This is a genomic window from Ramlibacter sp. (assembly GCF_035706265.1).
In the GTDB taxonomy this organism is placed as follows: domain Bacteria; phylum Pseudomonadota; class Gammaproteobacteria; order Burkholderiales; family Burkholderiaceae_C; genus Ramlibacter.
The window spans coordinates 1-13,684 of record NZ_DASSVG010000430.1 but is presented as its reverse complement, the minus strand read 5'-3'; the positions used below and the strand labels follow the sequence as shown (position 1 = coordinate 13,684).

Below are 13,684 nucleotides of genomic sequence, written 5' to 3'. Positions count from 1 at the left end.
TTCCGTCAACGGTCGGCGCGATCGCGCCCCTGCACGACAGGCAGGCTCCAGGAATAGCGCAGCGCGAGCAGCCGCAGCGCCACGCACACCGAGGCGGCGAACCAGGGCGTCAGCGCGACGCGCCATTCGAGGTAGTGCCCCAGCACCTGGATGGCGGCGCCCAGCAGCGCCGCCAGCGCGTAGATCTCCTTCTGCAGGATCACGGGCACGCGCGTGAGCATCACGTCGCGCATCACGCCGCCGCCCACCGCCGTCACCAGCCCGAGGAGGATTGCGACCTCCACGTTCTGCTGCAGCAGCAGCGCCTTCAGCGCGCCCGTCACGGCGAAGAAGCCGAGCCCCAGCGCATCGAAGAAGAGGATCGGCTGCTCGAGATGGGCGATGAGACGCCGCGCCCAGATCGCGCAGGCCGCCGCTGCCATCGAGGTGGCGAGATAGCGCCAGTCCGAGATGCCCACCGGCGGCAGCGCACCGAGGCACAGATCGCGGATCACGCCGCCGCCGCAGGCGGTGAGCAGGCTGATGGCGGCCACGCCGAACAGGTCCAGCCGCTTCTGTTCGGCCGCCAGCGCGCCGCTGACGGCGAAGGCGAAGGTGCCGAGCAGGTCGACCAGGACGAAGAGGTGCTGTTCCATCATTCTTCGGCGTTACATCCCGAGCCGTAACTGCACGTTTTCGCGCTGGAAACGGGCGCGGGGTCGCCTAGAGTTCGTGCCATGCAGATCAAGGAGTTTTCCGCCCGGGTGGTGACTTTCAAGCTCGCCGCGGCCCTGGAGAAATACGAGATGGACCTGCGCGCGCTGACCGACAGCTGGGTCGACCCGGAGCGCCTGCGGCGCATCCAGCAGGAGTTCGGCGAAATGCGCATCCTCGGTGCCTCGCTGCCCAAGTTCTCCGTGGCCTGGGTGGCCGTGCTGGTCTCGCGCGCGCGCCTGCTGCAGGCCCTGTGCAGCCGGACGGCGGGGCCGGCCTTCCAGGTGCTGCAGGAGCACCTGGCCGCGGTCGAGAGCCTGCGCAAGCGCTGCCTGCGCAGCATCGGCGCGCAAGGCGTCATCGCGCTCGCGTAACGCGCCACGCCGGGGCGCGCTCACGCGCCGCTGGCGGGCACCACCAGCACGTCGCAGGAGGCCTCGGCCAGCACGACCCGGGTGACGCTGCCCAGGAGCAGGTCGCTCAGCGGCGCGTGGTGCTCGCGCGCGACCACCACGAGATCGGGCCGCAGGTCTTCCAGCGCCTGCAGGAACACGCGGCACACGTCGCCTTCCTGCACCGAGACGATGGTGCGCAGCCGCTGTCCGGACGCGTCGCACATGCGCTCCAGCGCGTCGTGCGCATGGGCGGCGGTGCGCGCGCGCCACGCCGCGATCTCCTCCTCGCCCACCCCGGCCAGGCGCAGCTTGCCCTCGAAGGGCAGGTCCACGGCATGCAGCAGGCGCAGCGAGGCCGCCGGCGCCAGCCGCGCGGCGAACGCGAGCGCCGCCGCCGAGGGCGGCTCGAGATCGGCCAGCACCAGCACCCTGGCATAGGGGCCCGCTGGCGGCTGCCTGACGACGAGCAGGGGCCGGGTCGCCGTGCGCAGCAGCCGGTCGGCCGTGGTGCCCAGCGCCAGCTCGCGCAGCGCGTGCGAGCCGCGCGCGCCCAGCACCAGCACGTCCGCCTGCTGCTCCTCGCTGCCCAGCTCCTGCAGCACCCGGCCTTCGCGCACCACGGGCGTGACCTGCACGCCGGGCGAGCCCTGCTGCAAGGCCTGCACCGCGGCGGCCAGCTCGATGCCGGCCTGGTCGCGCACCGAGGCCTGCAGGTCGCGGTGGGTGTCGACCAGGTCGCGCAGCGCGAGCAGGAAGTCGGGCTCGACCACGTGCACCAGCCGCAGAGCGGCGCCATGCTCGCGGGCGAGCTGCGCGGCCCGCTGCGCGGCGCAGGCCGCATCGGCCGAGAAGTCGGTGGCGGCCAGGACGGTCGTGATGGCTTCCATGGATTCCTCCTGATGTGCGGCCATTGTGGCCCAACGGTCGGCGGCACGGCTCCACTAGACTCGGCGCATGCCCCTTGCATGGATCGTCCTGCTGCCGTTCGTGGCCAGCGTGGTGGCCGCAGTGCTGCCCACGCGCGCCCGCAACGGCGAGTCGCTGCTGGCCGGCAGCGTCGCGCTCGCCGTCGCGACCGCCATGGCGTTCCAGTTCCCGCAGGTCGCGGACGGCGGCGTGGTCAGCGAGCGCGTCGAGTGGCTGCCTTCGCTGGGCATCGACTTCGTGCTGCGGGTGGACGGCTTCGCCTGGCTGTTCGCGATGCTGGTGAGCGTGATCGGTGCGCTGGTGGTGCTCTATGCGCGCTACTACCTGTCGGCGCAGGATCCGGCGGCGCGCTTCTATGCGCTGCTCCTCGGCTTCATGGGCTCCATGCTGGGCATCGTGCTCTCCGGCAACCTGATCCAGCTGGCGGTGTTCTGGGAGCTCACCAGCCTGTTCTCCTTCCTGCTGATCGGCTACTGGCACCACCGCAAGGACGCCCGGCGCGGCGCCCGCATGGCCTTCATCGTCACGGCCGCCGGCGGGCTGGCGCTGCTCGCCGGGCTGGTGCTGGTGGGCCACATCGCCGGCAGCTACGACCTCGACGACGTGCTGCGCGCGGGCGACCGCCTGCGCGCGCACGAGCTGTACCCGGCGGCGGTGGGGCTGGTGCTGCTGGGCGCGCTGACCAAGAGCGCGCAGTTCCCGTTCCACTTCTGGCTGCCGCATGCGATGGCGGCGCCGACGCCGGTCTCGGCCTACCTGCACTCGGCCACCATGGTGAAGGCGGGTGTGTTCCTGCTGGCGCGCCTGTGGCCGGTGCTGGCCGGCAGCGACACCTGGTTCTGGATCGTGGGCGGCGCGGGGCTGGCGACGCTGCTGCTCGGGGCCTACGCGGCGATGTTCCAGAACGACCTGAAGGCGCTGCTGGCCTATTCGACCATCAGCCACCTCGGGCTGATCACGCTGCTGCTCGGGCTGAACAGCCGCCTCGCCGCCGTCGCTGCGGTCTTCCACATGATGAACCACGCGACGTTCAAGGCGTCGCTCTTCATGGCCGTGGGCATCATCGACCACGAAAGCGGCACCCGCGACATGCGGCGCCTCGACGGCCTGTACCGCTTCATGCCGCGCACGGCCAAGCTGGCCATGGTGGCCTGCGCCGCGATGGCGGGCGTGCCGCTGCTCAATGGCTTCCTCTCCAAGGAGATGTTCTTCGCCGAGACGGTGTTCGTGCAGTCCTCGCCCGCCGTGGAGTGGGGGCTGCCGATCGCCGCGACCCTGGCGGGCATCTTCGGGGTGACCTACTCGCTGCGTTTCGGCCACGACGTGTTCTTCGGCCCGCCGCCGCGCGACTGCCCGCGCACGCCGCACGAGCCGGCCCGCTGGATGCGCGCGCCGATCGAATTCCTGGTGCTGGCCTGCCTGGTGGTGGGCATCCTGCCCGAGCGCTCGGTCGGCGCCGTGCTGGCGGCCGCCGCGCGGCCGGTGGTGGGCGGCACGCTGCCCGAATACAGCCTCGCCGTCTGGCACGGCTTCAACGCGCCCATGGTCATGAGCCTGGTGGCGCTGGTGGCCGGCACGGCGATCTACCTGCGCTACGGCCGGCGCTTCCGCGACCGGCCCCTGCGCGCCACGCCCTTCCTGGAGCGCGCCGACGGCAAGCAGGCGTTCGAGGCACTGCTGGGCGGCACGAGCTGGGGCGCGCGCCGCCTCCTGCGCCGCACCAGCAGCCTGCGCCTGCAGGCGCAGGTGTTCTGGATCTTCATCGCGGCCGCGGGCCTCGCGCTGGGAGCTGCGCTGGTCGTGCCGCTCACGTGGGGCGACCGGCCGCGCGTGCCGGCCACGCCGGAGTTCGTGGTGCTGTGGCTGGTCGGCGCGGCGGCGGCCGTGGCCAGCGCCTGGCAGGCCAAGTTCCACCGGCTGGTGGCGCTGGCGCTGCTGGGCGTGGTGGGCATCGCGGTGTGCCTCACCTTCGCCTGGTTCTCCGCCCCCGACCTGGCGCTCACGCAACTGGCGGTGGAGACGGTGACGATGGTGCTGTTCCTGCTGGGGCTGCGCTGGCTGCCCAAGCGCATCGAGCAGGACGACGTCCGCACGCGGGTGCGCGCCGCGTGGCGGCGCCGGCGCGATTTCGTGCTCGCCGCGCTGGCCGACGCCGGGCTCGCCGCGCTGTCGTATGCGCTGCTCACGCGCACCGGCGCCCAGAGCATCTCGCCCTTCTACCTCGCCAACGCGCTGCCGGCCGGCGGCGGCACCAACGTCGTCAACGTGATGCTGGTCGACTTCCGCGCCTTCGACACGCTGGGCGAGGTGACCGTGCTGGCGCTGGTGGGCATCACGGTCTTCGCGCTGCTGCGGCGCTTCCGGCCGCCGCGCGAGGTGATCGAGGTGCCGCCGCAGCAGCAGCTGGCGCCGCCGGGCGTGTCCAGCGACCTGGTGCGGACGGAGGAGATCCTCGATGCCGGCGATCCGGCCCAGGGCTACCTGCTGGTGCCCGCGGTGCTGGTGCGCCTGCTGCTGCCGGTGGCGGCGGTGCTGGCGCTGCACCTGTTCCTGCGCGGGCACAACCAGCCCGGCGGCGGCTTCGTCGCGGGCCTCACGCTGGCGATCGCCTTCATCGCGCAGTACATGGTGGGCGGCACGCAGTGGATCGAGGACCGGCTCAACCTGCAGCCGCCGCGCTGGATCGCCTTCGGCCTGCTGATCGCGGTGGGCACGGGGCTGGCCTCGCTGGCCTTCGGCTATCCCTTCCTCACCACCCACACGGCGCACGTGACGCTGCCGGTGCTGGGCGACTTCCACCTGCCCAGCGCGGCGCTGTTCGACCTGGGCGTGTTCTGCGTCGTGCTGGGGTCCACGCTGCTGCTGCTCACCGCGCTGGCCCACCAGTCGCTGCGGGCGCGGCGCCGCCAGTCGGGGGAGCGGCGCTGATGGAACTCGTGATCTCTCTGGCGATCGGGGTGCTCGTCTCGGCGGGCGTGTGGCTGGTGCTGCGGCCCCGCACCTTCCAGGTGCTGATCGGGCTGTCGCTGCTGTCCTATGCCGTCAACCTGTTCATCTTCAGCGTCGGCAGCCTCTCGCTCGACGCCGAGCCGATCGTGCAGCCGGGCGTGCCGCCGGACCTGCTGCACTACACCGATCCGCTGCCGCAGTCGCTGGTGCTGACGGCGATCGTGATCGGCTTCGCGACCACCGCGCTGTTCCTGGTCGTGCTGCTGGCGCTGCGCGGCCTGACCGACAGCGACCACGTGGACGGCCGGGAGGAGGCGCCTTGATCTCGCTCACTTCCGGCCAGCTCGTGGTGGCCCCGGTCCTGCTGCCGCTGGTGACGGCGGCCGTGCTGGTGGGCATGGGCGACCGCTGGCGGCGCTGGAAGGCGGGCCTCAACATGCTGTCGATGCTGGCCAGCCTGGCGCTCGCGTGGCATTTGCTGCAGGGTGTGTCGGAGAGCGGCCGCACCGCCAGCTTCGGCGTCTACCTGCCGGGGAACTGGCCGGTGCCTTTCGGCATCGTGCTGGCGCTGGACCGGCTCTCGGCCCTGATGCTGGTGCTGGCGGCCTGCGTGGCGCTGGGCTCGCTGCTGTTCTCGCTGGCGCGCTGGCACCGCGCCAGCGTGCAGTTCCACCCGCTGCTGCAACTGCAGTTGATGGGCCTCAACGGCGCCTTCCTCACCGCGGACCTGTTCAACCTGTTCGTGTTCTTCGAGGTGCTGCTGGCGGCCTCCTACGGCCTGCTGCTGCACGGGGGCGGCACGGGCCGCGTGCGCTCGGGGCTGCACTACATCACGGTGAACCTGCTGGCCTCGTTCCTGTTCCTGATCGCCGTGGCCTTGCTGTACGGGATCACGGGCACGCTGAACATGGCCGACATCGCCGTCAAGCTGCCGCACGTGCCGCCGGAAGACCGCGGCCTGCTGCATGCCGCCTCTGCCCTGCTGGGCGTCGCCTTCCTCGCCAAGGCGGCCCTGTGGCCGCTGAACTTCTGGCTGCCGCCGGCCTATTCGGCCGCCAGCGCGCCGGCGGCCGCCGTGTTCGCCATCCTCACCAAGGTGGGCGTCTACGCGGTGCTGCGCCTGTGGACCCTGTGCTTCCCGGCCACCGCCGGCGCCTCGGCCCTGTTCGGCGGCTCCGCGCTGCTGTGGGGCGGACTCGCCACCGTGGGCTTCGGCGCCATCGGCATGCTGGCCTCGCAGCAACTGGGCAAGCTGGCCGGCTATTCGATCATCACCTCCGCCGGCACGGTGCTGGCCGCCATCAGCCTCGACCTGCCGCAACTCACCGGCGCGGCGCTGTTCTACCTGGCGAGTTCCACCCTCGCGGCCTCGGCCATGTTCCTGCTGGTGGAACTGGTGGAGCGCGCGCGCCAGGTGGAGGTGGACGCGCCCTGGGCCGACGACAGCGAGGCGCCCCTGCCGACCTTCGGCGAGCGCGGCGAACGCACCGTGCCGCAGGACGTGAACCTGGACGATGCCCGCGTGCCGCTGGTGGGCCGCGCCATTCCGGCGGCGGTGGCTTTCCTCGGCGTGGCCTTCCTCCTGTGCACGCTGGTGTTGTCGGGACTGCCGCCGCTTTCGGGCTTCGTCGGCAAGATCGCGATGCTGGATGCGCTGCTGGAGGCACGCCGCGACGCGCCGGCGCAGTGGCGCGGCGAGGCCTGGGCGCTGTTCGCGCTGCTGATCGTCTCCGGCCTGCTGTCTTCGGTGGCCCTCACGCGCGCCTTCATCGCCCACTTCTGGGCGCTGCAGGAGCGGGCCGCGCCGCGGCTGCGCCTGGTGGAGGTGCTGCCGGTGCTGCTGCTGCTCGGCGCCTGCACGGCCCTGGCCGTGCGGGGCGAGTCCGCGCTGCGCTACACCGGCTATGCGGCGGCCGAACTGCATACACCCTCGCTCTACACCGGCGCCGTGCTGCAGACCCGGCCCGTGCCGGCGCCCGCGAGGCCGCAGCCATGAAGCGCTGGCTGCCTTCGCCGCTGGTCTCGGCCTCGCTGTGGGCCATGTGGCTGCTGCTGAACGACTCGCTGGCGCTGGTGCACCTGCTGACGGGCGCCGTGCTGGGCGTTGCCGTGCCGCTGCTGCTGGCGCCCCTGCTGCCTCCGTTGGGGCCGGTGCGGCGGCCGTGGACCGTCGCCCGTCTGATCCTGCGCGTGGGCGCGGATGTCGTGCTCTCCGGCCTGCAGGTCGCGCAAGCCGTGTGGCGCGTGCCCCGCCGGCCGCCGCGCGGCGCCTTCGTCGCGGTGCCGCTGCAGCTGCGCGAGCCGCACGCGCTGGCCGCATTGGCGATCATCGTCACGGTGATCCCGGGCACGGTGTGGTGCGAGCTCGCGTCCGACCGCAGCGCCCTGCTGCTGCACGTGTTCGACCTGGACGACGAAGCCGCCTTCATCGAGGACCTGAAGGTGCGCTACGAACAACCATTGCGGGAGATCTTCGAATGAGTGTCCTGTCCGTCGCGATCACGGTCACGCTGGTGCTCTATGTGCTTGCCGGTGCGGTGGCGATGCGGCGCCTGTTCGGCGGCCCGCGCGCGCAGGACCGCGTGCTGGCGCTGGACTTCGTGTTCGTGCTGGCGATGCTCGCGCTGCTGGTGCTGGCGATCCGCTACGACAGCAGCATGTACTTCGAGGCCGCGCTGCTGATGGCGCTGTTCGGATTCGTGAGCTCCGCGGCCCTGGCCAAGTTCCTGCTGCGCGGCGAGGTGATCGAATGATCATGGAAACGATCGTCGCAGTGCTGCTGGTCTTCAGCGGGCTGGTCGCGCTGACCTCCGCGCTCGGCCTGGCGCGGCTGCCGGACTTCTTCCTGCGCATGCACGCACCGGCGCTGGTGTACACGCTCGCGAGCTGGGCGGTGACGCTGGCCTCGGTGATCTACTTCAGCGCGGGGCGCGGCGGGCTCGCGCTGCATTCGTGGCTGATCATCATCATCCTGTCGATCACGGCGCCGGTCAGCACGGTGCTGCTGTCGCGCGCCGCACTGTTCCGCGAACGGCAGGCGGGCCAGCCGCTGCCGCCGCCGCTGCGCGCCAGCGGGGAGGGCGGTCCGCCGTCGAAGTGAAGCGCGCCAGTCGCTAGCGGCGCGGCAGGGCGTACGCGATCACGTCGTCCCCGGCCTGGGTGCCGAGCGATCCGTGGCCGCCGGCCACCACCACGACGAACTGGCGTCCGTCCGCTCCTTCGTACGTCATGGGCGTGGCCTGGCCGCCGGCGGGCAGGCGGCTGCGCCACAGCTCGCGGCCGGTGCGCATGTCGTAGGCCCGCACGTAGTTGTCGAGGGTCCCCGAGAGGAAGGCGACGCCGCCGGCCGTGACGAGCGGCCCGCCCAGGCTGGGCACGCCCATGCGGAAGGGCAGCGGCACCGGTGCGAGGTCGCGCACCGTGCCGTTGCGGTGGCGCCAGGCGATGCGGCCGCTGGCCAGGTCGGCCCCGGCGACATAGCCCCACGGCGGCTGCTGGCAGGGGATGCCGAGCGGCGAAGTGAAGGGATAGAGCTTGATCGCGTACGGCGCGCCGAAGTTCTCGTTCAGCGCCGGCAGGCTGCCTTCGGGCCGTTCCTCGCCCTGCACGACCAGCGCGCGATCGTCCGGGCGCGGCACCAGTTGCGAGACGAACGCGAGGTAGGCCGGGGTGGTGAACGCCCAGCCCCGCACCGGATCCACCGCGATCGAGCCCCAGTTGAAGACGCCGAAGTTGCCCGGATAGACCAGCGTTCCCTCCTGCGACGGCGGCGTGTAGCGGCCCTCGTAGCGCAACTGGTGGAAGGCGATGCGGCAATAGAGCTGGTCGAACATCGTGGCGCCCCACATGTGGCGCTCGGCCAGTGGTTCGGGATCGAAGGACAGCCCCGAGCGCGGCTGGGTGGGCGCCAGGCGCTCGCCCTCGGCAGCCCCCTGCGGGACGCGCTGCTCCGTCACGGGGATCACCGGCTGGCCGGTGCGCCGGTCCAGCACGAACAGCTCGCCCTGCTTGGTCGGCTGCACCAGCACGGGCACGGTGCCGCCGCCCACGCGCAGGTCCAGCAGGCTCGGTTGCGACGGTACGTCGTAGTCCCACAGGTCGTGGTGCACCGTCTGGAAGCTCCAGCGCACCTGGCCGGTCTGCAGGTCGAGGGCGACGATCGACGAGGAATACTTTTCGACCGCGGGCGAGCGCTGCGCCCCCCACTGGTCCGGCGGCTGGTTGCCGAGCGGCACGTAGACGAGGCCGAGCGCTTCGTCGACCGCGGAGATGCTCCAGCTGTTGGGGGAATTGGGCACGTAGGTCTGGCCGGCGGGCAGCGGCGCGGTCTGTTCCGGGTTGCCCGAATCCCAGTTCCACACCAGGCGGCCCGACTCGGCGTCGAACGCGCGGATCACGCCCGACTGCTCCTGCGTCGAGACGTTGTCCAGGACGGTGCCGCCGACCACCAGCAGCCCGCGCGCGACCACCACCGGCGAAGTGGAGTAGTAGGCGCCCGGCCGCCGGTTCGGCATGCCCGCCCAGAGGTCGATCTGCCCCGTGCCGCCGCCGAAGTCCGCGCAGACGTGGCCGTTGTCGGGATTGAGCGCGATCAGCCGGCCATCGGCCGTCGGCATGAACAGCCGCGAGGGGCAACTCGGGTCGGTGGGGCCGTCGACCGCCGCAACGGGCAGCGGCCCGGGTGCGGGCACGCTGCCCGGCGTGCCGCCGCCTTGCTGCGAGGACGCGTCGACACTGGGGCCGGTGCCGATCGCCTGGCTGGAACTTGGTGTGGGGGCGGTGGCGGATGCGGCAGCCGTCGGTATGGCAGCAGATGCAGCCGAAGCAGGTGCGGCAGCTGTCGGTGCGGCAGCAGAGGCCGCCGAAGCAGGTGCAGCAGCCGCGGATGCAGGCGCCCCCGCCGATGCGCGCGCCGACGCGGGCTGCCAGCTGAGGCCCCGGCACGTCAGGTGCTGCAGCGCCAATCGATCCTGGATGCGCGGGTCGTACCGCCACACCTGGGCGCCGGTCGTCGCGTCGAGCGCGATCACGTCCTGGTGCGGCGTGCAGAAGTAGAGCCGGTTGCCGATCTTCAGCGGCGTGACCTCGAAGGTGGTCTCCTTCGGGTCGCCGGCCTGGCCGCGCACGTCGCCGGTCTGGAAGTGCCAGACCGGTTGCAGCTGCTCCGCGTTCTCCGGCGTGATCTGGCGCAGCGCCGAGTAGCGCTGGCCCGCGCCCGATCCGCCGTAGGCCGTCCAGTCCGCCGCGGCCATGCCGCCGGGCGCCGTCACCGCCGTGTTCGACGCCAGCGTGCCATCGAGGTCGTGCGGATCGCGCAGCCAGCTCGCCACCGCGATCAGCGCGAAAGCGCCGAGGACGACGCCCAGCACGATGCGCGGCAGGCGGCGCGCTGCGGGCGTGCCTGCGATGACGCCGGGCAGCAGCAGGAGCAGCCCCAGCACGAACAGCACGTCCAGCCGGGCCGCCAGCGGCCACCAGTCGAGGCCGCTCTCCCACAAGGCCCAGGCGACGCTGGCCGCGAACACGAGGGCGAACACCAGCACGGCGCCGGGCTTGCCGCGCCACAGCAGCCAGGCCACGGCCAGCAGCAGCACGCCCGCCACCAGGTAATACCAGGAGCCGCCCAGGCCGGCGAGCCGGATGCCGCCGAGGACGAGGGCAACAGCCACGAGGCCGATGAGGACGGCGAGGATGCGCGAGGGAAGGGTGCGATGGGCCATGGGCTGGGGGCACGCTGCCGTGCTTCTTCTTGCCGTGCGAACCGGACCGTGCGGTCGCGGTTCGCGCGGGGCAAGGGCCACCATAGGAAGAGGCCGCGCCGCACCCTGTCGGACGGCAGGTGTTTCCATGTAGGACGACCCGCGCGTGCAAACGCCGGTCGCGTGTCGGGCCTGTCCGACTGCCATGCTGCGGCGGCGACGACAGCCGCCGGCGGGCCGGGCCTCCTAGATTGGGTGGTCCCAACGCAAGGAGAAAAGCATGCAAGCGGAACAGATGAAGCAAGGCATCGACCGTCTCGAGCGATCCGCGGACGAAGCCCGCAACGCCTGCCAGCAGTCGGCCTCGGTTCCCGCCGACCTGAAGCAATGCGTCATGGCGCTGCACGAGCAGGCCAGCGCGTGCAAGCACGCGGCGCACGGCCAGGGCTCGGCCAGCGAGGAAAGCCTGCGCAAGGACGTCCAGCAGCTGGAGGAGACGGCCGACCGCGCCATGCAGGCCTGCCGCAATGCTGGCGGCGGTGTCGATTCACGGCTGCGCGAAGCGATCGAGCGCGCCCATCGCGAGGCCTCCAGCCTGAAGAAGGAGATGATGCAGGCGGCGTGATGCCGCTGCCGGCCCCGCGCGTCGCGCGCGCCGACACCGGGGGCGGCGCCCGCCGGCGCCTCGGCACCGGCCGGTACGGCTTCCGCGCCGCAGGTTGCCGGCGCGGCACCGATCGGTGCCGCCAGCGCCGCGCTGCGGCCTGCGAGCGCGGCCAGCGCGCCCGGCTCCGCCGACGCGCAGCGCCAGAAGGAGAGCCTCGAGGCCGCGATGGATGCGGTCGCCGCCCGCTGGCGCGGCCGTGCCGCGACGGGCGAATTGCCGCCGCGTTCGCAGGCGGCTGCGAGCTCGATCACCGCCGCAGCATCGGCCGCGGCGGCCGCTGCCAGCGCGCCCATGATCCGCAGCGAGAAGTTCGGCACCGCGCCGCCCAGCGAGGACGTGAAGACGGCCACCAAGGCGGTGACCCGGCCGATCGTCGATCCCAAGTCCCCCGCGCAGGCCGGCCCGAAACCCTGAAGCGGGCTCCGCGCGCCGCTACGCGTGCGCGTGCACGTGGGCGCCCAGGGGCTCGCCCATCGGATGGCCGGTGAGCCGCTCGTATTCGATCGGGTCGTGGGCGCAGAAGATCTCGATCTGCTGGCCATGCTCGCGCCGCAGCGCGCGCAGGCGCTGCTGGTTCGCCAGGCGCCGGGCGCGGTCCTTCTCCATCAGGGTCTGGTACATGCGCAGGCCGGGCGTGCAGCGCGGGTGCTCGAAGTCCATTTCCTGGTGCCAGAAGTAGGCGTCGCCGGTCTGCAGCAGCCAGTGGCCGTCGGTGCGGATGGCCACGCCGGCATGGCCGTGGGTGTGGCCGGCCAGCGGCACCAGCAGGATCTCGGGCGGCAGCCCGGCGAGCTGGCGCACGGCGTCGAAGCCGAACCAGGGCTCGCCGGCCGACGCCGGATACACGCGCCAGCGGGCACGCGTGCTCCATTGCTGCGGCCTGAAGCGCTGCCGGTCCAGCCAGGTCTTCTGCAGCAGCGCGTAGTCGCGTTCCTGCTGCAGCATGTGGACCGCCGCGTGCGGGAAGTCGTCGAGCCCGCCGGCGTGGTCGAAGTCCAGGTGCGTGAGCACGATGTGGCGCACGTCGGCGGCGGAGAACCCCAGCGCCTGCAACTGGCGCAAGGCGGTGAGCTCTTCACGGAAATCCGGGCTCAGCAGGGCCAGGAAGAAGCCGCTCAGGCGCTTGCGCGGCGTGCGCACGTCGTTCAGGCCGAAGCCCGTGTCGACCAGCACGATCCCGTCGTCGCTTTCGATGGCGAGGCAATGGCAGCACAGCCGCCCGCGCGTGAGGATGCCCTGGGTGCGGCCGTCCATGAGCCGGCCGCCGAGGGGACAGCTCGAGATGCAGTTGAGGTGGTGGATGCGCAAGGTGGTTCTCCCGGTTGCCGCTTTCGCATCCACCCTAGGCGGGCCGGAGGGCGGCCCCTTGCAGCCGGGCGCGCAGGATCGTGCGCACCGGTTCCTACCGGCACGCAAGAAAAAAGGCCCTGGCGGTGCGCCAAGGCCTTTCCGGGGATGTTGGTGGTGGAGAGGAGGAGGATCGAACTCCCGACCTTCGCATTGCGAACGCGACGCTCTCCCAGCTGAGCTACCCCCCCACAACGTTCGTTATTGTAGCAAAAGCGGAGCGCCCTTTCCGGCTCAGCGCGCGAACAGCGACTCCATCTCGCGCCTCAGCTGGTAGGCGCGGGTGCCGGTGTCCATCGCGACGTCGGCCCAGCTGAGGCTCTGGCCCTTCTTCACCGGGCGCACCAGCTTCACGTCGTGCGCCAGGCCCAGCGGCAGCCCGCCCATGCGCACGGACTTCTCGGCCGGCAGCAGCTTGCCCCAGACGGTGTAGCCGCCCTCGCCGTCGAGGACTTCACCCGGCTGCAGGTCGCGCTTGGCGGTGGCCACCACGTCCGCGTTCCAGCAGCTTGCCACCCCCGTGGCCTCGCCGCGCAGCGCGACGCTCGCGACCGACACGCCCACTTCCAGGCCGATCAGGTGCCAGCGCTTGTAGAGCGTGAAGTAGCGCCCGCTCGGGTCGGTGTGCGCCTTGTACTCCTCGAAGCAGTTGCGGATGTACTCGGTCTCGCCTTCCACCGTGACCCACACGCCCATGCGGATCTCGTAGGGGATCGCGCGGCCGTCGGCCTCCAGCGAGGAGATGACTTCCACCATGCCCTTGTGTTCCAGCACGCCGCCTTCGCTGCGCGGGCGGGTGACGAAGGGGATGTCCTCGATGCTGGCTGGCGGATAGAGCAGGCCGTCGGAGGGCACGGCCAGGCCGGTGGCGTTGGCCACCGCGGTGCTCTCGATGGCAGGCTTGGAGCCGTCCAGGAAGCTGTTGAACATCTTCGGGTTGAGGCCGCCGCGCTGCGCCTGCTCCCGCGTCAGGCCCCAGTTGTCCCACACCGTATCGGGTGTGGACT

At 71.9% G+C, this 13,684-nt stretch carries 14 protein-coding genes and 1 tRNA gene; 9 read left to right on the top strand and 6 right to left on the bottom strand.

What is annotated here, in order from left to right:
• Positions 1-5: 5 nt before the first annotated feature.
• Positions 6-635, bottom strand: a complete 630-nt coding sequence (locus VFM98_RS15295) for a trimeric intracellular cation channel family protein (protein ID WP_325110771.1) — start codon at positions 633-635, stop codon at positions 6-8.
• An 81-nt stretch (positions 636-716) separates the two neighbouring features.
• Here VFM98_RS15295 and VFM98_RS15290 point away from each other — a divergent pair, with 81 nt between their 5' ends.
• Positions 717-1,067, top strand: coding sequence for a hypothetical protein (locus VFM98_RS15290; protein ID WP_325110770.1), 351 nt, complete (start codon positions 717-719; stop codon positions 1,065-1,067).
• Positions 1,068-1,087: 20 nt separating this feature from the next.
• Here the strand turns inward: VFM98_RS15290 and VFM98_RS15285 are convergent, their stop codons facing one another.
• Positions 1,088-1,975 carry a universal stress protein gene (locus VFM98_RS15285; RefSeq protein WP_325110769.1) on the bottom strand — a complete coding sequence of 296 codons (888 nt, stop codon included), beginning with the start codon at positions 1,973-1,975 and terminating at the stop codon, positions 1,088-1,090.
• Between the two features lie 67 nt (positions 1,976-2,042).
• Between VFM98_RS15285 and VFM98_RS15280 the strand changes: the two genes are divergently transcribed.
• Genes VFM98_RS15280 through mnhG form a run of 6 tightly spaced genes read left to right on the top strand, consistent with a single transcriptional unit; the run spans position 2,043 to position 8,064 of the window.
• Entirely contained in the window at positions 2,043-4,943 is a 2,901-nt protein-coding gene (locus VFM98_RS15280; RefSeq protein WP_325110768.1) for a monovalent cation/H+ antiporter subunit A, read from the top strand.
• Positions 4,943-5,287 (top strand): Na+/H+ antiporter subunit C, encoded by a 345-nt coding sequence (locus VFM98_RS15275; protein WP_325110767.1) that lies wholly within the window; start codon positions 4,943-4,945, stop codon positions 5,285-5,287. The genes VFM98_RS15280 and VFM98_RS15275 overlap by 1 nt, the downstream gene beginning before the upstream one ends.
• A complete protein-coding gene (locus tag VFM98_RS15270; RefSeq protein WP_325110766.1) occupies positions 5,284-6,960 on the top strand; it encodes a monovalent cation/H+ antiporter subunit D in 1,677 nt (558 codons plus the stop codon). The genes VFM98_RS15275 and VFM98_RS15270 overlap by 4 nt, the downstream gene beginning before the upstream one ends.
• A complete protein-coding gene (locus tag VFM98_RS15265) occupies positions 6,957-7,445 on the top strand; it encodes a Na+/H+ antiporter subunit E (RefSeq protein WP_325110765.1) in 489 nt (162 codons plus the stop codon). The genes VFM98_RS15270 and VFM98_RS15265 overlap by 4 nt, the downstream gene beginning before the upstream one ends.
• Positions 7,442-7,717 carry a K+/H+ antiporter subunit F gene (locus VFM98_RS15260; protein ID WP_325110764.1) on the top strand — a complete coding sequence of 92 codons (276 nt, stop codon included), beginning with the start codon at positions 7,442-7,444 and terminating at the stop codon, positions 7,715-7,717. Before VFM98_RS15265 ends, VFM98_RS15260 begins: the two co-directional genes overlap by 4 nt.
• A gap of 2 nt (positions 7,718-7,719) precedes the next feature.
• Positions 7,720-8,064 (top strand): monovalent cation/H(+) antiporter subunit G, encoded by a 345-nt coding sequence (gene mnhG / locus VFM98_RS15255; protein WP_325110763.1) that lies wholly within the window; start codon positions 7,720-7,722, stop codon positions 8,062-8,064.
• A 13-nt stretch (positions 8,065-8,077) separates the two neighbouring features.
• Here mnhG and VFM98_RS15250 read toward each other — a convergent pair whose 3' ends face one another.
• Positions 8,078-10,684, bottom strand: coding sequence for a PQQ-binding-like beta-propeller repeat protein (locus VFM98_RS15250; protein ID WP_325110762.1), 2,607 nt, complete (start codon positions 10,682-10,684; stop codon positions 8,078-8,080).
• A 259-nt stretch (positions 10,685-10,943) separates the two neighbouring features.
• Here VFM98_RS15250 and VFM98_RS15245 point away from each other — a divergent pair, with 259 nt between their 5' ends.
• Together VFM98_RS15245 and VFM98_RS15240 are read left to right on the top strand one after the other, a co-directional pair.
• Positions 10,944-11,288, top strand: coding sequence for a hypothetical protein (locus VFM98_RS15245; RefSeq protein ID WP_325110761.1), 345 nt, complete (start codon positions 10,944-10,946; stop codon positions 11,286-11,288).
• Between the two features lie 207 nt (positions 11,289-11,495).
• Positions 11,496-11,744 carry a hypothetical protein gene (locus tag VFM98_RS15240; protein ID WP_325110760.1) on the top strand — a complete coding sequence of 83 codons (249 nt, stop codon included), beginning with the start codon at positions 11,496-11,498 and terminating at the stop codon, positions 11,742-11,744.
• Between the two features lie 18 nt (positions 11,745-11,762).
• On the opposite strand, the gene VFM98_RS15235 is transcribed toward VFM98_RS15240, so the two are convergent.
• The 3 genes from VFM98_RS15235 to VFM98_RS15225 all read right to left on the bottom strand — a co-directional run.
• Positions 11,763-12,638: an MBL fold metallo-hydrolase gene (locus VFM98_RS15235; protein WP_325110759.1), complete on the bottom strand. Its 876-nt coding sequence runs from the start codon at positions 12,636-12,638 to the stop codon at positions 11,763-11,765.
• A 154-nt stretch (positions 12,639-12,792) separates the two neighbouring features.
• Positions 12,793-12,868, bottom strand: a tRNA-Ala gene (locus VFM98_RS15230).
• 43 nt (positions 12,869-12,911) lie between these two features.
• Positions 12,912-13,684 (bottom strand): SAF domain-containing protein (locus tag VFM98_RS15225; RefSeq protein WP_325110758.1); only part of this gene is annotated, 773 nt, incomplete at its 5' end.

Coding starts and splice junctions, on each gene's coding strand:
- VFM98_RS15295 (WP_325110771.1), bottom strand. CDS start 635: ATGGAACAGCACCTCTTCGTCCTGGTCGACCTGCTCGGCACCTTCGCC.
- VFM98_RS15285 (WP_325110769.1), bottom strand. CDS start 1,975: ATGGAAGCCATCACGACCGTCCTGGCCGCCACCGACTTCTCGGCCGAT.
- VFM98_RS15265 (WP_325110765.1), top strand. CDS start 6,957: ATGAAGCGCTGGCTGCCTTCGCCGCTGGTCTCGGCCTCGCTGTGGGCC.
- VFM98_RS15280 (WP_325110768.1), top strand. CDS start 2,043: ATGCCCCTTGCATGGATCGTCCTGCTGCCGTTCGTGGCCAGCGTGGTG.
- VFM98_RS15290 (WP_325110770.1), top strand. CDS start 717: ATGCAGATCAAGGAGTTTTCCGCCCGGGTGGTGACTTTCAAGCTCGCC.
- VFM98_RS15240 (WP_325110760.1), top strand. CDS start 11,496: ATGGATGCGGTCGCCGCCCGCTGGCGCGGCCGTGCCGCGACGGGCGAA.
- VFM98_RS15250 (WP_325110762.1), bottom strand. CDS start 10,684: ATGGCCCATCGCACCCTTCCCTCGCGCATCCTCGCCGTCCTCATCGGC.
- VFM98_RS15275 (WP_325110767.1), top strand. CDS start 4,943: ATGGAACTCGTGATCTCTCTGGCGATCGGGGTGCTCGTCTCGGCGGGC.
- mnhG (WP_325110763.1), top strand. CDS start 7,720: ATGGAAACGATCGTCGCAGTGCTGCTGGTCTTCAGCGGGCTGGTCGCG.
- VFM98_RS15260 (WP_325110764.1), top strand. CDS start 7,442: ATGAGTGTCCTGTCCGTCGCGATCACGGTCACGCTGGTGCTCTATGTG.
- VFM98_RS15245 (WP_325110761.1), top strand. CDS start 10,944: ATGCAAGCGGAACAGATGAAGCAAGGCATCGACCGTCTCGAGCGATCC.